The sequence below is a fragment of the Sphingobacterium sp. UBA1498 genome, from assembly GCF_002325125.1.
In the GTDB taxonomy this organism is placed as follows: Bacteria; Bacteroidota; Bacteroidia; order Sphingobacteriales; family Sphingobacteriaceae; genus Sphingobacterium.
In genome coordinates, this window is the sequence record NZ_DCRG01000025.1 from 1 (window position 1) to 19,344 (window position 19,344).

Below are 19,344 nucleotides of genomic sequence, written 5' to 3' on the forward strand. Positions count from 1 at the left end.
TTTGAGACAGCTTCTTTTTTTATTTTCTTTCTTATCTTGTCTTTCATAAAATTAGATGTATGATCAGAACGATTGTTGAAAAAGAAATCGCAAACTACGAATGGATAGATATAGCTGAGCCAACGTCAGAAGACTTCACTTTTATTAAACAGCGTTTTAATTTAAATGAAGCTTCGATTAAGGACTCCAAAGAACCAGAACATCTGCCTAAAATTGAAGAATTTGAGAATTATACCTTTGTGATCCTCCGCGTCATGTCAGACAATTTCAAAGAGAATTCAGACAGTATCGGAGAAATCACCGACCGCCTCACCATCTTCTACGGAAGTGATTTTGTCGTTACTGTACACAAACGTCGCATCGAATTTCTAGAAAAGCTCAAGAATATTGAATTCACATCCATCAAAACAAAAAACAGCCGTAAACTGGCTGTATTTATCACGACTGCGGCTGTATTTACCTTTAGCCAAACCCTGGAGCAACTTTCAACACGCATCGATGCATACGAAGAATTGATATTCCTGAAACGTATGAGACAACAGCCAGTACTGAAAAATCTTTATTTTATCAAAAGACAGATTGATGTCGCACGTAAAGTGATCTTTCTCTACAAAGAGGTTGTTGAGCATTTTCATTCATCTTCAAAAAAGGATGTATACACACGGGATCTTAAAGATCTACAGATTCGAACAGCGACATTATATGAAAACTTATCCGAAAATGTAGCTCAGCTACTGAATGTATACTTCAATATCTCGTCCAATCACACCAATGAAATCATGCGCATCCTCACAATTTTCTCGGTATTTTTTATGCCCATTACTTTTGTTGCAGGAATTTATGGCATGAATTTCAAGAATATGCCCGAACTCGAATGGTACTATGGATATCCGGTCGCCATAGCGATCATGATCGCCATATCCCTTGCGATTTATCTCTGGTTCAAAAGAAAAGGTTGGTTATGATAAGCCAACCTTTTTCTTTGCAGTAGTCACTACAAAATCTTTAAGATAGAATGGCTCAAAATAAGCAACATCCTCAAATAGCTTTCGTTCAAATTTTTCAAATGCCAATGGTGATAAAAAAGCCGCAGAATCTTTGAAACCACTCAAGATATTGACTCGCTCCGTTGAACTGAACAAAGTTTCGAATTTATCAGCTCCCGAACCAAACAATTGGACACGATCGTAGTCTAACAACAATCCATTGAAATATTCTATATCTATAATCTCCGCTGAGGTTGCCCTTACCAAGGCAGCATCGTGATTGTAAACAGCTGTATAGACTTCCATACGGCGTGCATCGAGCATCGGAAGATAGGCCTCACCTACTGTAACACCAAATTGACTTTTATACCCGAGAAATAAAGCCTCCAATGTATTAATAGCAATTAACGGAATATCTAAGGCATAGCAGAGCCCCTTGGCGGTAGACACTCCTATACGCAGTCCAGTATAAGAACCCGGTCCCATACTCACCGCCACCGCGCTCAAATCCTGCATCTTTCGACCTGTTTGTTTGAGAATTTCCTCGATCAAAATAGTTAGTTTGGCTGCGTGTGCATTTGGTTCATCGAGATTGATAACGTGTAATGTTTGACCGTTTTCACTCAGGGCAACCGAACATACAGTGGTTGATGTATCTATCTGTAAAATTAAATTATTCATCGTCTTTATAGAAATCAAGGTACAGGATCATGCCCGTGACCACCCCAGGGGTTGCAACGTGCTATTCGTTTCAAAGCCATCCAACCACCTTTAAAAGGACCGTATTTTATAATAGCTTCCTTACCGTACTGAGAACAGGTAGGCGTATATCGACAACTGGCGCCTAAAAATGGCGAAATAAAAACTTGGTAGAAACGAATAATAATTAAGAAAATAAAACTAAACAGAGGGCTAATCCCCTTTTTCCAAATAAGCTTCAGCACATTCATCCTGCAATTTTTTCAGCATTTTATTCATTGCGACACGAAACACATCATATGCTAAGATCTGCTTGCCCACATATTGAATAGCTAAATACAAAGTTACATTATGTTTCAACAAAAATGGAATCAAATCATTCGATTTTTGCAAACGGTAACTTTCACGCATCATCCGCTTAATTGAATTGCGGTCAACTGCTCTTTTAAACCTACGTTTGGATACAGAAATTATAGACTGACAAGAAGGGGCATGGTCAGCTATATTGTTTTTATCAAAAATAAAAACAACTCTAAAGGGATACAAAACAAAAGAAGAACCGCTTTTAAAAAGCGTATCAATACGCCTTTTCGCACATAACCGTTCTTCTTTTGTAAATGTATTTTTCATACGATGACTTAATCTTATTTAGAAAAAGCTCTTATAAGTAGCCACCGATCTTGGTCAAAGATTAACCTTTGTGACGGTATTCGTCAGACACTGTAAGACGTTTTCTACCTTTGGCTCTACGTGAAGCTAATACTCTTCTACCGTTTGCAGAGCTCATACGCTCTCTAAAACCGTGTTTGTTTCTTCTTTTTCTTTGCGATGGCTGAAATGTTCTTTTCATGACGCTATTATGCTAATTTGTTCTTACTTCAATTAATACAAAACTCCCCAAGAGGAATGCAAAAGTAAAGTTTATTTTAGACAAAAACAAACAATATTCAGAACATTTAAAGTTAATATGCAGTAAGCAGGCTAATCTATTCAGCTACAGCTAAAAAAAACAACTTTCAATGTTTCACAAAATAAAAAAACACCACGGTCCGAATGCGCTGCTTTTTAGAATACCTGACACTATTTATTTTTTAGAATATCTCTGATCTCTGTCAGCAGTGTTTCTTCCTTAGTTGGCGCCGCTGGTGCCGCAGGCTTTGCTTCTTCCTTACGTTTTAACGAATTTAAAGCCTTAATAACACAAAAAATACAGAATGCTACAATTAAAAATTGAATAACTACGTTGATAAAATTTCCGTAATTAATAGATACCTCTGCTTGTTTTGTAGCCTCATCAGCGGCCTTCAAAATCAATTTTTTAGATGAAAAATCAACACCACCTGTTAAATACCCTATCGGTGGCATGATGATATCGTCGACCAATGAGGTAACGATCTTACCAAAAGCTCCACCTATAATAACACCGACAGCCAAATCGACTACACTGCCGCGCATTGCAAACTCTTTAAACTCTTTTAGAAATCCCATATTTAAATTTTTTAGTGTATAAATATTAACAAAGCTAGTAATTGCCACATAAATCTAATTAAAATATGCTAATTTTTTATCGTTAAACTAATATGACCCGTATTAATTGGAGTTTAATATCCATTTTTCATAAAAATGCGCTCAACTTGCAGCTACCTAATTTTTATTAACTTAATTTCTTATATTTGCACGTTAACTAGTAAAATATCAAGATATATTGTATATTGTTAGTACTTTATTTCATACGGTAATTAAAGCCCAGCATCAGATAGCAAATCTATGAAAAAGATTCTTATAGCAGACGACCACGGCATTGTACGGTTAGGAGCCTCCGTTATTATTAAAGAAACTCTTCAGAAAGCAGAAATATTCCAAGCCGAAACCTTTGACGAGGTTCTCGACAAGATAAAGGTAGAAGATTTCGACCTACTATTGCTGGATATTAATATGCCTGGAGGAAATAATATACGCGTTGTTGAGGAAATCCTTCAAATTCGTCCAAGCATCAAGATTTTAATTTTTTCGTCTTATGACGAATCGCTATATGCCTTACGCTATATCGAAGCTGGGGCAGTAGGCTATCTCAATAAAACAACAGCAATGGCTGAACTTTCTAATGCTATTTTGGCTATTCAGGATAGAGGAAAGTATATGTCGAGCAACGTACAGGATTTATATATTCAGAAACTGACACAAAGTAAATCTGAACTGACGAAATTAAACCCTTTGGCACGTTTGTCAAATAGAGAAGTAGATGTCGCTAAGCAATTGATCAAAGGGCTTGGTATCATTGAAGTATCTGGTTTATTGGAGTTAAGTCCATCAACCGTAAGCACTTATAAAAGCAGAATATTCGAAAAACTCAATGTCTCCAATATCCCAGAATTGATCGAACTTTTTAGAATACACTCCAACAATTAGTGATGTTGTTGGAGTGCTTTTTTAGTATATTAGCTCAATTTGCCCATCGTAACAACCGGAATATCTTTTACATTCAAATCTTTTAAAGGCTCACATTTCTTATAAGAATACCCCACTTCTGCTTCTAAATCCCACAACATCGGTGCTAAGAAATTGAGGCAGGTAGTGAATCCTTGAACCGTAGCTGAGAAATCACCCGTATCTTTCGAATTCTTAGCTTCATTTTCTATCTCAAACGGACCACTGAAACCACGTTCTTGCAATAGGTCGACAAATCCTCGCCAATCCATACTGTCAGAACCGCCAAAGCCAGGTAACATCGCTTCGTAGTGATGTCTATCCCAGTCATGCCCTGGAATACTTACATTGGCTTTTTTAGCCAATTCCATATCGACATGTTGCATTGGATACATACCGCCCCAATCAATACGTGCGGCTGTCTGTAAATTACGTGTGGTCTTCACATGGATACGCTGCAGACGCCCAATATCCGTATTACGGATTACCTCAATTGGATTTGTATTTTGCCAGACATCATGTGAAGGATCATAGATCTCGCCATGAGCCTTACTTGGTATCATCGCATACATTAATTTTCGTGCGGCCAACACAGCTGGCAGATTATTGTAGGTTGAGCTATAACGTGACGATCGCCATCCCTCCATGGGGCAATTCTCGTAAAGAATGGTTACGCCTAAACTCTCTGCATAGTCAACAATGGGAGCAAATACACGCTTGTATTCTTCAAGATTCTTTTGAAATCCATCAATTTGATTACCCAATTCATGATTGTAGCCCACAAATGTTCCCACTTTGATATTATTTTCGTCGCCGCCAAGCAGATGGGCAATACGAATTAATTTTAATAAATGATTTTGATTTTTCACCCGCTGCTCAGGATCCCCACCAATCATATTTTCAAAAGCACCAAGCGAAAGCTTTAAGTCAGCTTGATTGAACAGATCAATAACTTCCCTCGCTTTTGCGGGAGTAAAATCGTCATAATCCAAGTGGGTCGCTGTATGGTCTTCACGGGTACCATCTTTTCTAAAGACACAAAGGTCTATACCACCGGCTCCAATTCTCTTGGTTGTCTGAATCAACTCCGGTAAGGATAATTTATCAAATGCAGAACTCATCACCCATACAGGGTTATTTAATTTTGTCGTCATAGCTTATATAGTTGTCTTTCGATATTTAAAGATACTAAAAAAGCCGTCTTTGTGGACGGCTTTCTATTATTTAATAGCGAATCAATTAATCTACATTATCATGCAGAAAAGAATTATTCGGTCGAATTTCAGTATTTCCATCTTCAAAAGAAAGTGTGAAACGAGACACCTGAGACTGTGAAGAATGTGGTGTGTCCTCCAGTGACATTTGCTTTCTTTTATAAGCCGGCTCATTTTCTAACTCATGAAGACCGTTAGAAGATTTTAGCTTCATACTTAACTCCTTTAAACGTAGAATTCGTTCTTTAGTGCGCACCAATTGATCTTCAAATGAAACCTGCTCTTCTTCAACCTGAGGAACTTCAACCTGTTCATTTGTCGTACTTGATGAAAATGTCGGCTTCTCCTCATACGCTGACGCTGAAGGGGTAGTATAGGAATCAAAAACTGTTGGCATCTGGAATTGAAAAACAGATGGTGAAGTTTTCAATTGAAAATCCGTATCTCCAAATGATGTCTCTTCTTCATAATCATTATCAAATCCTAAGTCATGACGTATAACCTGTGGTTCTTCAACAGCAACATGCTGTTGTTGTGCGGCATTTCTTGGCGAAGTAAACAAGTCGGATTGCAAATTATTCGGAGTTGTAGTACTTGAAGAAGGCGCCGATGTATCCACACGTTGAACTGGAGTTACAAAGCTATTCGTAGCTGGAACTTCTCTAGGCGCTACCTGAGAAACAGGCTTGATAAAAGAATTTGAAGGCTCAGATGTTAAAGGCAGAGAAACTTTTGTATTTTCACGTTCTTTATCACGTTCCTCTGATGTCTGAAAACCTGTTGCAATAATTGTTACTGACAACTCATCCTCAAAATTTTCATCAATACAGTTACCCCAGATCAAATCAGCTGACAAGCCAGCTTTTTCCTGAATATAATCCGTAATGATTGCAACCTCATCCATCGTTACCTCTTTGGTCCCAGAAGTAATATTCAACAAAATATAGCGAGCTCCCTCAATTTCATTATCTTTCAATAGCGGTGACGCCAAAGCACCCTCAACGGCGCGCAATGCACGGTCTTCACCTTCAGCAACAGCATTTCCCATGATGGCAACGCCACTATCATTCATTACTGTGCGTACATCTTTAAAATCCACGTTTACATAACCAGGGATTGTGATAATTTCGGCTATACCTTTTGCAGCTGTTGTTAAGATATCATCGGCTTTCGCGAAAGCCGCAGTCATTGTTAAATTACCAAAAATTTCGCGAAGGCGATCATTCGAGATGACAAGATAAGAATCGACATACTTACGTAACTCAGACAACCCTTCTTCAGCTTGTGAACGACGACGTTTACCTTCAAAAGTAAATGGCGTAGTGACGATAGCAACAGTTAAAATACCCAACTCTTTAGCTGCTTTGGCCAACACAGGACTAGCACCTGTACCGGTACCACCACCCATACCAGCTGTAATAAATAGCATCTTTGTATTGGTGCCAAGCATACGCTTGATATCCTCAATACTTTCGATCGCCGAATTTTCTCCGACATCAGGATCTGCCCCAGCTCCCATACCTTCGGTTAGACTTATCCCCAATTGAACTTTATTTGGAATCGGGCTCAATTCTAATGCTTGTGCATCAGTATTACACACGATAAAATCCACACCACTAATTCCTTGTTTATACATGTGGTTTACGGCATTGCCGCCACCGCCACCAACCCCAATAACCTTGATTATTGAAGATTGTTCTTTTAACATTTCAAACTGTATTGACATAACTTATCCCTATTTAACTTACAATGAAGATGATATCAAAATGAACCAAACCCACTATATGTAATGTAATAATAATATAATTTCAACAAAAGTTTTCCACATCTGTTAAATTGTGGAAAACTTCGCCTATTGTGGAAAACTTACTTTTTGTCTAAAAAAGTTGCATCATCGATTTCGTTACCATCTTTGATAAAACGTTTAAACCATGATAGCAATCCTTGCTCTTTTTGTTGTTGTTCTGAAACCTCTTTTGTCGTCATAGTAGCTGTCTGCACTTTTTTCGATGGGGCGTGCATTTCTCTACGGCTGTCTTCTTCATCCTCATGGGATTGGATTCCTTTAATTAACAAACCGATACTTGTCGCATATAGCGGGCTTTTCAATTCTTCAAATAGCGGTTTCGGTAAAACCTCATTCTTAGAAAGATATTCATTCGGAAATCCGATACGACAATCTATTCCGGTAATATATTCAACAAGTTGTACTAAATGCTTTAATTGAGCACCACCACCGGTGATAACAATACCACCAATCAGTTTATTCTCGTATCCGGAAGATTTGATTTCATAGTATACATGTTCAATAATTTCCTCCATTCTAGCCTGAATAATATAAGCCAAATTTTTAACCGAAATCTCTTTGGGTTCACGGCCTTTTAATCCTGGCACACAGATCACTTCGTTTTCTTTGTTTTCATCAGCCAAAGCCGATCCGAAACGAGTTTTCAATAATTCAGCCTGCGAGCGCAAAACAGAACATCCCTGACGAATATCTTCCGTCACAATATTACCGCCTAAAGGAATTACAGCAGTATGACGAATAATCCCCTCATGGAAGATGGCAACATCTGTGGTTCCACCACCGATATCTACTAATACAACACCAGCATTTTTTTCGTCTTCATCCAATACAGCTTCAGAAGACGCTAGAGGCTCGAGAATCAATTCTGCAACTTCCAGATTGGAATTATCAATACATTTTTTGATGTTTTTAATATCAGTTACCCGACCCGATATAATATGGAAATTCGCTTCAATACGACGACCAGCCATGCCAATTGGTTCGCGAATACCGGGTTCGTTATCTACCGTAAACTCTTGAGGTAGAACATGTATAATTTCTTCTCCTGGAGGCAGTACCAGTTTATACATATCCGAAATCAATCGTTCAATATCGCGTCGAACGATTTCATCATCACCATCAGTTTTGGTAAATATTCCACGGTGTTGAATACTTTTGATGTGTTGGCCAGCAATTCCCACATTCACTACTTTAATATCCACATTAGACTGTGCTTCGGCTATCTCGACAGCCTCTAAAATACTTCCCACAGTTTTCTGGATATTAGCCACCACTCCACGGCTTACACCAGCAGAATCAGCTTTCCCCACACCTAATAATTCAATTTTGTTTCCTGAGCTACGTCTCCCAACCGTAACACAAATTTTGGTAGTACCAATATCGAGTCCCACGATAATTGGGTTTTCTCTTTCAATTTCTGCTGCCTTTGAGTTCATAATTTCCTGTATTGTTGCTGTATTACTATAATGTATTATTTGCTATTTTTTTTGTTTGATCATCCGAAAAACTCCAGTTCCCACGCTTTTCACAGATAATCTGACCGCTATATTTTACGTTGACAACACCATAAGCGTTTATACCCACCTTTGGCATGATCTGCGTATAAAAGGTCTTTAATAATTCAAATTTTTGTGCTAAAGAATCTGCCGATCCAACAATCAACTGTTGCGTCCCTATGCGTGGTACAAGTTCAATATCCTTATCTCCATTAACATATATCTGCACCACTTGATTAGTCCATAACTCATCGTTTTTTATAAATTCAACAACCTTCACCAAATCCTTAACCAATGGGGTTGAGATGGTATCAAGTGCTTCATTATATCCTTCAGCGATGTTGCCGGTAGCAACCATAATGTGTGGGATATATTTCAACGTTGTCGGTATCTTTAAACCATTAGGATCGACATAAAACTCTTTTCCATTTTTATTGATAACCCGCATCACAGCCTCGCGCTGACTAATATTAATTCTAATCGTACCATCCATATCAGCATGTATACTGGCATTGGAAACATAAGGTAGTTTACGCAAGGTTTTTTCAACCTTCTGAAAAGGGATTCCATTTACTTTCTTTCCAACAAAACTACCGTAGTTCTGTTCGATCAATTTGGAGATATCTGCCTGATCTATAAACGCCTCGGTTCCTTCAATAACAATTTTTATATCTTTGCAAAGCTGTTGTTCATCACGTTTACCCACAATATTCATAATCACGACGACGACTATTACACCGATAAAAAAAAGCGTAAAGTACAGTACACGATTCCATTGTATGTCACGTAATCTTTTAAGCATGCTCCAAAATTGTCTGTAACGGTTTAACCAATTTGTCAATATCACCCGCCCCCACTGTAACAATCAGCTCTGGCTTTTCATTGCGTGCAAATTCCAAGACCTCTTCGGGAGTCACAATGCGCTTTTCCTCAGCCGTAATTTTATCCAATAACCAACTGGAGTTTATGCCTTCAATTGGAAGCTCCCGAGCTGGATAGATTTCCATTAACAACAGATTGTCTGCCATGGATAACACCTCTGCAAAACCGTCGACAAAATCGCGCGTACGCGTAAATAAGTGCGGCTGAAAGACAACAGTTAACGTTTGAGTCGGATACAATTTTCGCATCGAAGTCAAAAATGCACGCAGTTCTTCTGGATGATGTGCATAGTCATCAATATACACAGCTCCAGGTCGACGAACAATATATTCAAACCTTCTTTTCACGCCTTTAAATGTCGTCAATGCTTTCTTAATAGCGCCGTCTGCAATCCCAAGTAAACGTGCTACTGCAATCGCAGCTACTGCATTTTCAACATTGTGGATACCAGGGATACCCAGATGAATATCATCTATCCGTCCATTGGTATCTTGGTAGTCAAAAAAGAACTCTCCATCGCGTACATGCACATTGGAAGCATATGCATCAGCGACTTCATGGCCTGAATAACTGATTTGCCCCGCAAACTCGAGGCCTTTTTTTATAATACGTGTTCCCCCTTCAACGACTTTATTCAAGAACAATTGAAACGATTCAAGCAAATGACTCCGATCGCCATAAATGTCCAAATGATCAGCATCAGAAGAAGTTACGATTGCGATATTGGGGTGAAGTGTCAAAAATGAACGATCAAATTCATCAGCCTCAACCACAACTGTATTGTTATCACCGTAAAGCACATTGGTACCATAGTTAGAACTGATCCCACCTAAAAATGCAGAACAATCGTAACCCGAATCCTTCAATACGTGTGCCACCATTGTAGAGGTAGTCGTCTTACCATGTGTACCGGCGACGGCTACCGTAAATCGACTTTCGCTGATGATCCCCAGCACCTGAGACCGCTTATAAAGAATGTGTCCCTGCGATTCCATAAAAGCCTTGATCTTCGAATCTTTCGGAATTGCCGGTGTAAAAATGACCAATGTCTCTGTTTTAGGAGCATGAAAAATAGTATCAATCGTATCGACATCATCTTGATATGATATCGCAATACCTTCATTGACCAATGTTTTAGTCAATTCGGTTTCTGTTCGATCATAGCCATTCACCTCACAGCCCAAATGCTTGAAATAGCGCGCAAGACCACTCATCCCTATCCCACCTATTCCAATCAAGTATACTTGTTTTATTGCATCTAGATTCATACGCTTCCTCTATATTTTATTAATCAATTTATACACCTCCTCGGCAATCTGTACATCAGCATTCAACTTACCGAGTTTTTTAATATTTTCACTTAATCGCGCAACACGATCGGCTTCATTTAATAAATCTAAAGCAGCGGGTATCAAATCCTTTTTTGCCTCACTGTCCTTAACCAAAAGTGCTGCTTCTTTATTGACCAATGCCATCGCATTCTTAGTCTGATGATCTTCAGCGACATTGGGAGACGGCACAAGAATAACAGGTTTTCCGACCACACAAAGTTCCGAGATAGTTCCTGCACCGGCCCGACTAATAATTAAATCAGCCGCAGCATAAGCATAATCCATGCGCTGGAGAAAAGCCATCATCCTAACATTTTCTGGAAGTCCCCCTGCAAGCTCCTCCATTAACTTTTCTACGTAAAAACTACCACATTGCCAGATCAGCTGAACTTCTTGTTTCTTTAACTCACTGAGATAGGCCAGCACACTTTCGTTTAATGTTTTAGCGCCCAGACTACCTCCGAGTACCAAAACTGTTTTCTTGTGCGGATCCAACTCAAAGAAGGCCAATGCCTCCTCCCTTTTACCCGCTATCGCAATAGACTCGCGTCTTATCGGATTTCCCGTGATCAATACTTTGTCAGCAGGAAAAAACTGCTCCATCCCTTCATAAGCGACACAGATCTTTGCGGCTTTTGCTCCAACTTTTTTATTGGTCACCCCTGCATAGGAATTTTGTTCCTGCACAACTGTTGGTATACCCAATTTATTAGCCATCATTAACAATGGACCCGAAGCAAAACCTCCTACGCCCACAGCTACATCAGGTCTAAATTCTTTAATTACACTTTTCGCCTTATTCAAACTTTTCATCAGCTTAAACGGCAAAAAAATATTCTTCCACAGTTGCTTTCTATTGATCCCTTGGATATCAAGTCCAACAATACGATATCCAGCAGCTGGTACTTTATCCATTTCCATCCGGCCATTAGCACCCACAAATAATATTTCATTTGAAGGATCCATTGCCTTCAAAGCATTTGCAATCGAAATCGCCGGAAAAATATGTCCGCCGGTCCCCCCTCCACTAATAATTACGCGAATCGCCATGCTCAATTTATTATAATGCTGGAATAGATCCTACCACCACCTTTTTGGGCTTAGGTCTTTCATCCAATTGTTCTTTACCTTTTAACTCTTCAATATTTCTACTCACGCTGAGAATGATTCCCAGCGCCACACTCGTAAATAAAATAGATGTTCCTCCCATACTAACCAATGGAAGCGGAACTCCTGTAACCGGACCTAAACCTACAGCAACAGCCATATTCGCTAAAGCTTGGATAGTCAAACTAAATCCTAAACCAGCAGCTAGAAAGGTACCAAACGCCTTAGGACTCATCGTTACAATACGGATACATCGATACATAAATGCCAAATACAGAAATAGCAAGATTACTCCTCCTACAGTCCCATACTCCTCAATGATGATCGCATAAATAAAATCGGAATAAGGATGTGGCAACACGTTGCGCTGTACACTATTTCCCGGCCCTTTTCCAAAAAGCCCCCCTGTTGCTATCGCAATTTTTGCATTGTTTGCCTGATAGTTTTTATCATCCTGGAAGGATACCGTTTTATCAACCTTCTCGGTATGGAAAAATGACTTTACCCGGCTGATATACGTCGCCCTTCGGGGACCAAAGAAGATCACCATCATTAAAAGCACTCCCCCACCACAACACACAATGGCGATTTGCTTAAAACTAATCCGACCGATCAAGAGCAATAAAACACTCACGCCAAACAGCATCAATGCGGTGGATAAATTAGCCAAAGCGATCAGAATAAAAACGCCACATACAGATCCCATAATGGGTAAGAATGATTTTTTTACATCTTTGATCTCTTCCTGTTTCCGCGATAACATCCTTGCCAAAAAGACGATGAGTGACAGCTTCGCCAAATCTGAAGTTTGAAAGGTTAAACCTATACCCGGAATGGTCAACCAACGACTGGCCTCATTAACTTTACTACCAAATAAGAGCGTAAACAACAATAAAGGGATCGTAATACCCATCATTATTTTTGATATCCCGGCATAATACCTATAATCCAGCTTATGAGAAAGATACATTAGAATAAACCCAACAGCGATGATAGAAAAGTGCTTTAGCAAATACATTTCGGTACCCTTTCCCTCTTTGTAAGCCAAGGTGCCCACCGAACTATATACAGCCAAAAGTGACCATCCCGATAAGATAATCACAATGATCCATATCCATCGATCACCCTTCAATTTAGACATTATAGTCTGTAGCATATACTTCCTCCTTTTATTGGGTTATACCTTTTATAATTCCATGACAGCAGCCTTAAATTTATCGCCACGGTCTTCATAGTTCTTGAACCAATCAAAACTAGCACATGCGGGAGATAGCAATACCGTATCCCCTTTTTGAGCTAAATGCGAAGACAACACAACCGCATCTTGCATGGATGTACTATTTACAATAATCTCCACATCATGTTCAAATGCCTTATGAATCGCAGCTGTATCTTTTCCCAAACAAACAATAGCGCGTACTTTGTCTTTAACCAAATCAGCGAGCATACCGTAATCATTTCCTTTATCTACCCCACCCAATAACAACACGATTGGTGTAGAGAAACTTTCCAGCGCATACCAGACTGAATTGACATTCGTTGCCTTTGAATCGTTAATGTAATTTATACCGCCGATACAGGCCACATGCTCAAGCCGATGTGGAATGTTCACATACGATCCCATACTCTCCTTCATCACTTGATTTCTCAATTCCTGCACTTTCGCGATTAGCCCGGAAGCCATGCTATTATAAATATTATGCTTCCCCTGCAATGACAATTCCTCAGCTCTCATAGTGAATGTATCGTTATTTGGTGTATTGATAATTATTGTCTTATTGGCATTCAAATAAGCGCCCAATTCGACAAGTTGCTCTTGCGTAAAAGGTAAGTAAGTCCCTTTACTATGATGTCTTTCCAATCCTTTAATAGTTTCCGGATCGTCCAGACAGTATATAAAATAATCTTTCTCTGTTTGATTTTGAATCATCCTGAATTTTGAATCCACATAATTCTCCATTTTATGATCGTATCGATCCAAATGATCAGGAGTAATATTCAGTATAACAGCAACATCGGCCCTAAAGTGGTACATATCGTCTAACATAAAGCTCGATATTTCCAGTACATAGCAATCAAACTTTTCTTTAGCTACTTGTAATGCAAAACTTTTCCCGATGTTACCCGCCAATCCAACATTTAAGCCCCCACGTTTAAGGATCTCATAGGTTAACATGGTGGTCGTCGATTTCCCATTTGATCCAGTAATACAAATTAACTTTGCATCTGTATATTGTGCTGCAAACTCGATTTCAGCAATTACAGGGGTATTCTTTGCTTTCAATGCGACCACCAAAGGCACATGCTCCGGAATACCAGGACTCTTCACAACTAAAGCAGCTTTCAATATACGCTCCTCATCATGATTACCTTCTTCAAATGCTATTCCCTCAGCTTTCAACTGTTCCTTATAATGATCCGCTATAAGCCCTTTATCTGACACAAATACATCAAATCCCTTTTCTTTTCCGAGAATCGCCGTTCCAACGCCACTTTCGCCTGCGCCTAAAATGACCAAACTTCCAGATTGAGGATAATATGTTGTTGCAATATTTGACATCATTATCTAATTTTCAATGTTACGATAGTAAGAATAGCCAATATAATTCCTACAATGACAAAACGTGTTACTATTTTCGCTTCGTGATAGCCCTTCTTCTGAAAATGGTGATGCAATGGCGACATCAGGAAGATTCTTCTCCCCTCACCATATTTCTTTTTTGTGTATTTGAAATACGACACCTGAAGAATAACCGAAACATTCTCTAAAAGAAATACACCGCATAAAATCGGAATCAACAATTCTTTCCGGATCAGGATAGCAAAAGCAGCAATAATACCACCGATCGCCAAACTGCCTGTATCCCCCATAAAAACCTGAGCTGGGTACGTATTATACCACAAGAATCCGACACAGGCCCCTACGAATGCCCCAGCAAAAATGACGAGCTCACCCGAATTGGGGATATACATAATATTGAGGTAATCTGAAAAAATCACGTTACCAGACACATACGCTAGAATCGCTAGCGTGACACCAATTATAGCTGAAGTACTCGTGGCCAGACCATCAATGCCATCCGTGATATTTGCACCGTTTGATACTGCCGTTACGATGAAGATTACCACAACTAAAAAAACAAAAAAAGTTAAATAGTCACTTTGCAATCCAAACATCTTAAACACTTTGGCATAATCAAACTCGTTGTTTTTATAAAACGGAATATTTGTCTTCGAAGATTTAACGTTTTCTGCATAGGTCTTCTCCCCAGTGCCTTCGTTGATAACCACCTCAACGGGTTTGGTGGACGTAGGTTTATCTACCCCTTTTCGAACAACAATATCAGGATGAAAGTACATCGTACAAGCAATAATCGCTCCCAATCCAACTTGTCCAACGACCTTAAACTTACCAGCCAGACCTTCTTTATTATTTCTAAAAACCTTGATATAATCATCCAAAAAACCAATTGCTCCCATCCATAATGTAGTTACTATCATGATAATCACATAGATATTCGTCAATTTTGCAAATAACAAAGTGGGAATAAGAATACCTGCGATAATAATAATTCCCCCCATAGTCGGTGTACCAGCTTTCTTTTTTTCTCCCTCCAGTCCCAAATCACGAATTGTCTCTCCAACTTGCTTATTGTGTAAGAATTGAATCAATTTCCCCCCAAAAACCGTGGTAATGATCAATGAAACAATGACAGCCATAGATGTACGGAAGGAGATGTACTGAAACAAACCTCCTCCTGGTATATGAATGTATTCACTAAGCCACGTAAAAAGATGGTACAACATATTTCTATTTTTCGTTAAATGTATTCTCTAAAACTTCCTTATCATCGAAATGATGCTTCACACCATTTATATCCTGATACTTTTCATGTCCTTTTCCCGCCACCAGGATAATATCGCCCGGGTTCGCCAGCTGATAAGCCACCCTTATCGCTTCCTTACGATCGGCTATTGAGAGCGTCTTCGACTTTTGATCCTCCAGCACGCCCGCTTCAATATCTTTAATAATCTGGTATGGATCCTCGGTGCGCGGATTATCGGATGTAATCAAAAAGCGATCACTGTAACGTAAGGCCGCCTCCGCCATTTCAGGCCTTTTGGTCTTATCCCGATCGCCTCCACACCCTAAGACTGTAATGATTTTTTGTTCTGGCCGTCTCAGAGCGCTGATCGTTTTGAGTACATTTTCCACAGCATCAGGCGTGTGTGCATAGTCTACAATTCCAAAAATGCCCGTAGCCGATTTCAGTGTTTCAAACCTTCCTTCTGCACCTTTCAACGTGCTGAGTGCAGTCAACACTTTCACAGTTTCCTGTTCAAGTAAGATAGCAGCAGTATATACCGCCAAAAGATTGTATGCATTAAAATCACCGGTCAATTTTACCCACACTTCCTGTCCGTCAACACTCATCAGCATACCATCGAAATGGCTTTCAATAACCTTTGCTTTAAAATCTGCCCCCGAACGTAAGCCATAGCTTTTCCGATGTGCCACCGTATTTTGAAGCATGACCTGACCGTTTCGATCGTCCGCATTGGTCAAAGCAAAAGCATTTGCATCTAAATCGTCAAAGAACTTCTTTTTTGCCTTAATATAATTATCGAACGTTCCATGAAAATCCAGGTGATCATGCGTAATATTCGTGAATATAGCACCCGCAAACACTAAACCTGCGATACGTTCCTGAACTACAGCGTGTGAGCTAACTTCCATAAAGGCATAATCACAGCCATCATTAACCATATCATGCAGCAACTGATTCAGTTGAATAGGATCTGGGGTCGTATGCGTAGCCGGTATAATCTTCGTTCCGATCTGATTTTGCACGGTAGATAACAGCCCCACATGGTACCCCAATTCAGTAAACAACTGAAACAACAATGTAGCAACTGTCGTTTTACCATTCGTTCCTGTAACACCGACCAACTTAAGTTTTTCCGAAGGATTTCCGTAAAAATTAGCTGCGGCTACACCTAGTGCATAAGCAGAATCGGCGACTAAAATATACGCTACAGAGTCCAATATATCTTCTGGCAACTGCTCTACAATAACTGCTCTTGCTCCCGAAGTAATTGCCCTCTCTACAAATAGATGACCATCCGTTTGCACACCTCTCACAGCGATAAACAGACTTCCCAACGTTACTTTTCTGGAATCAAAGCACAAAGAGTGCACATCAACCTCTTCAAGGTTACCCACAACCTGCTGAACAGGGATGGCATGCAATACTTTTTTTAAATCCATCATTACTTAAGTTCTAAATTTATCCCCGTCCCAAAAGGCAGTTTCTGTCCAGCTACGAGTGACTGCATCGCCACTCTCCCTTTTCCAGTCACGCGCGCTTTAAAGCCTGCATTTTCTACCACATATAAGGCATCCATCAATCCCATTCCAACAACATTCGGAACAATTCCTTCTCTATATTTCAAATCTACAAATGGCACTCCCCGCGTAGACGTATCCACTTCTCCCCGTGCAATTGTATCCCAATTGACCGTATTAATCCCCAATCTATCGTACACTTTTTTACTCGCTTCTCTCGACCCCTGTAAAGTCAACGGCATTCTTCCACCTACATTGACCGCTTTAAACGTCTTTTTTCCTTTCATCTCCATATCGTTCGCGTACACCATATCGGCAAGCTCTTTAAAGACAGGCCCCGCAACTGATCCGCCATAATATCCATTTCTCGGGTTACGGATCACCACAATGATGGAATATTTCGGATCCTCAGCTGGAAAATATCCTGCAAAGGAAGATTGGTAGCGTCTCGCACCATATCCTCTCGAACCATCTGCCATCTGCGCCGTACCAGTTTTTCCACCAGAACTATACAGCGGGCTAGCTACGCTTTTACCCGTCCCTTCAATCATCACCCCTTCCATCATTCCCCTCACTTCTGATAAAGCATGGTCCGACGCTATCTTTTCGTTGAGGACTTTAGCCTTAAACGTTTGAATCGTATTCCCCAAATGCCTAATTTCCTTAACAAAGAGTGGCGCTATCAATTTACCGTTATTCGCAACAGCATTATAAAACGTCAACGTTTGCAACGGGGTAATCTTCATTTCATAGCCATAAGCCATCTGTACCAAAGACAATCCACTCCAGCTCTTACTCTTCGACGATTTTACCAGAGGCACCCCTTCTCCCGGAATCTGTAGACCTAATGTTTTCCCGAAACCGAAAGAATGCAGCTTCGAGGTAAATTGATCTGGATTATCTTTATAGGCTTGGTAAACAAATTTAGTAACGCCCACATTCGACGATTCCTCAAAAGCCCTTTTAGCCGAAATTATCGACTTCTTGGGCGCATGTGAATCCCGAATGGTATGTTTGTAAATTGGCCAATTACCATTACCAATATTCACAGTTGTGCTCGAATCTATTTTTTTATCATCAATCAAAGCTAAATAAGAAGCTAACTTAAATGTTGACCCCGGATCCGCACTCTGCGCAATGGCAAGATTGAACTTTTCACGATAGACTCCATCCTTATCACGCATAAAGTTGGCCACCGCTCGCACTTCCCCTGTTTTCACCTCCATCATCACAACACAGCCCTCATCCGCATTACTCGTAATCATCTGCTTCTCTAGCGCCCTTTGCGCCATATCCTGCATATTTACATCAATGGTAGAGATAATATCAGACCCATCAACTGGAGCAACCTCGATATCTTTGTTGACAGGAATCCATACACCTCCTGCGATGCGCTGCATCAATCTTTTCCCACTTTTTCCGTCGATATATTCTCCATATGCACCTTCCAGTCCAACATGAATATTTTCTTTCACATTTTTATAACCGATGGTTCTTGCAGCAAGATTGACAAAAGGCAAAATACGTTTGTTTTGGCGATCTGTAATCAAACAACTTGGAAAACGCTCCTTATTGACGCGAGCAGATTTAAGCAGAGGAAATTGCTTTACACGTTTCAAATCCTGATGCGACACATTACGTTTAAGCAACAAATAGCGCTGCTTTTTATTCCGTGCTTGCTTTAATAATGTCAAATACTGCCGAGATGATTTATCTTTAAAGAAATCAGCAAGCTTAATCGCCAAGGAGTCAACTTTTAAGTTGAAATACTCTTCATCCTCCTCCGGAATAGCCATAGCATCAAAACGAAGCTCATATTCAGGCACTGAAGTAGCCAGCAAACTCCCGTCATTCGAATAAATATTCCCACGAGCAGCTTCCACCTCCCGTTCCTGAATAGAAAGGCTATCCGCTAAAGCTTTCCAATGCTGTCCATCGACATACTGCAACTTTGCCATTTTTCCAAACACCAAAAACGCAAGCAACACGATAAGCCCAAAAGCAAAGTAGACACGAACAAGAATCGTATTTCTGATACTCATAACTCT

The 19,344-nt window shown here is 39.8% G+C and carries 18 protein-coding genes; 2 read left to right on the forward strand and 16 right to left on the reverse strand.

Annotated features, from left to right (window positions below):
- Positions 1 to 59 precede the first annotated feature (59 nt).
- The gene (locus B3139_RS14635) at positions 60 to 965 is read left to right on the forward strand and encodes a CorA family divalent cation transporter (protein ID WP_293884315.1); all 906 of its coding nucleotides are present in this window, start codon (positions 60 to 62) and stop codon (positions 963 to 965) included.
- On the opposite strand, the gene tsaB is transcribed toward B3139_RS14635, so the two are convergent.
- The 5 genes from tsaB to mscL form a co-directional block, all read right to left on the reverse strand.
- Complete coding sequence (gene tsaB / locus B3139_RS14640; protein ID WP_209576633.1) at positions 960 to 1,667, reverse strand: tRNA (adenosine(37)-N6)-threonylcarbamoyltransferase complex dimerization subunit type 1 TsaB; 708 nt, start codon at positions 1,665 to 1,667, stop codon at positions 960 to 962. The genes B3139_RS14635 and tsaB overlap by 6 nt on opposite strands.
- 14 nt (positions 1,668 to 1,681) lie before the next feature.
- Positions 1,682 to 1,936, reverse strand: coding sequence for a membrane protein insertion efficiency factor YidD (yidD, locus tag B3139_RS14645; protein ID WP_209576635.1), 255 nt, complete (start codon positions 1,934 to 1,936; stop codon positions 1,682 to 1,684).
- Complete coding sequence (locus tag B3139_RS14650) at positions 1,899 to 2,315, reverse strand: ribonuclease P protein component (RefSeq protein ID WP_209576637.1); 417 nt, start codon at positions 2,313 to 2,315, stop codon at positions 1,899 to 1,901. The genes yidD and B3139_RS14650 overlap by 38 nt, the downstream gene beginning before the upstream one ends.
- A gap of 61 nt (positions 2,316 to 2,376) precedes the next feature.
- Positions 2,377 to 2,535: a 50S ribosomal protein L34 gene (gene rpmH / locus B3139_RS14655; protein ID WP_075991291.1), complete on the reverse strand. Its 159-nt coding sequence runs from the start codon at positions 2,533 to 2,535 to the stop codon at positions 2,377 to 2,379.
- Between the two features lie 230 nt (positions 2,536 to 2,765).
- Entirely contained in the window at positions 2,766 to 3,173 is a 408-nt protein-coding gene (gene mscL / locus B3139_RS14660; protein ID WP_209576639.1) for a large-conductance mechanosensitive channel protein MscL, read from the reverse strand.
- Between the two features lie 279 nt (positions 3,174 to 3,452).
- Between mscL and B3139_RS14665 the strand changes: the two genes are divergently transcribed.
- Positions 3,453 to 4,094, forward strand: a complete 642-nt coding sequence (locus tag B3139_RS14665; protein ID WP_209576641.1) for a response regulator transcription factor — start codon at positions 3,453 to 3,455, stop codon at positions 4,092 to 4,094.
- 29 nt (positions 4,095 to 4,123) lie between these two features.
- Here the strand turns inward: B3139_RS14665 and B3139_RS14670 are convergent, their stop codons facing one another.
- The 11 genes from B3139_RS14670 to B3139_RS14720 form a co-directional block, all read right to left on the reverse strand.
- Positions 4,124 to 5,266, reverse strand: a complete 1,143-nt coding sequence (locus tag B3139_RS14670) for a sugar phosphate isomerase/epimerase family protein (protein WP_209576642.1) — start codon at positions 5,264 to 5,266, stop codon at positions 4,124 to 4,126.
- Positions 5,267 to 5,351: 85 nt separating this feature from the next.
- The gene (ftsZ, locus tag B3139_RS14675) at positions 5,352 to 7,052 is read right to left on the reverse strand and encodes a cell division protein FtsZ (RefSeq protein ID WP_209576644.1); all 1,701 of its coding nucleotides are present in this window, start codon (positions 7,050 to 7,052) and stop codon (positions 5,352 to 5,354) included.
- Positions 7,053 to 7,192: 140 nt separating this feature from the next.
- Positions 7,193 to 8,569, reverse strand: coding sequence for a cell division protein FtsA (gene ftsA / locus B3139_RS14680; protein WP_209576646.1), 1,377 nt, complete (start codon positions 8,567 to 8,569; stop codon positions 7,193 to 7,195).
- 25 nt (positions 8,570 to 8,594) lie between these two features.
- Positions 8,595 to 9,431 (reverse strand): cell division protein FtsQ/DivIB, encoded by an 837-nt coding sequence (locus tag B3139_RS14685; RefSeq protein WP_209576648.1) that lies wholly within the window; start codon positions 9,429 to 9,431, stop codon positions 8,595 to 8,597.
- Positions 9,424 to 10,779, reverse strand: a complete 1,356-nt coding sequence (murC, locus tag B3139_RS14690; RefSeq protein WP_209576650.1) for a UDP-N-acetylmuramate--L-alanine ligase — start codon at positions 10,777 to 10,779, stop codon at positions 9,424 to 9,426. Before murC ends, B3139_RS14685 begins: the two co-directional genes overlap by 8 nt.
- Positions 10,780 to 10,788: 9 nt before the next feature.
- Positions 10,789 to 11,892 (reverse strand): undecaprenyldiphospho-muramoylpentapeptide beta-N-acetylglucosaminyltransferase, encoded by a 1,104-nt coding sequence (gene murG / locus B3139_RS14695; protein ID WP_209576653.1) that lies wholly within the window; start codon positions 11,890 to 11,892, stop codon positions 10,789 to 10,791.
- A gap of 10 nt (positions 11,893 to 11,902) precedes the next feature.
- Positions 11,903 to 13,105 carry an FtsW/RodA/SpoVE family cell cycle protein gene (locus tag B3139_RS14700; protein WP_209576655.1) on the reverse strand — a complete coding sequence of 401 codons (1,203 nt, stop codon included), beginning with the start codon at positions 13,103 to 13,105 and terminating at the stop codon, positions 11,903 to 11,905.
- A gap of 30 nt (positions 13,106 to 13,135) precedes the next feature.
- A complete protein-coding gene (murD, locus tag B3139_RS14705; protein WP_209576832.1) occupies positions 13,136 to 14,509 on the reverse strand; it encodes a UDP-N-acetylmuramoyl-L-alanine--D-glutamate ligase in 1,374 nt (457 codons plus the stop codon).
- Positions 14,510 to 14,511: 2 nt separating this feature from the next.
- The gene (gene mraY, locus B3139_RS14710) at positions 14,512 to 15,756 is read right to left on the reverse strand and encodes a phospho-N-acetylmuramoyl-pentapeptide-transferase (protein ID WP_209576658.1); all 1,245 of its coding nucleotides are present in this window, start codon (positions 15,754 to 15,756) and stop codon (positions 14,512 to 14,514) included.
- Between the two features lie 4 nt (positions 15,757 to 15,760).
- Positions 15,761 to 17,221, reverse strand: coding sequence for a UDP-N-acetylmuramoyl-L-alanyl-D-glutamate--2,6-diaminopimelate ligase (locus tag B3139_RS14715; protein ID WP_293884338.1), 1,461 nt, complete (start codon positions 17,219 to 17,221; stop codon positions 15,761 to 15,763).
- Positions 17,221 to 19,338, reverse strand: a complete 2,118-nt coding sequence (locus B3139_RS14720) for a penicillin-binding protein (RefSeq protein WP_293884340.1) — start codon at positions 19,336 to 19,338, stop codon at positions 17,221 to 17,223. The genes B3139_RS14715 and B3139_RS14720 overlap by 1 nt, the downstream gene beginning before the upstream one ends.
- Positions 19,339 to 19,344: the final 6 nt, after the last annotated feature.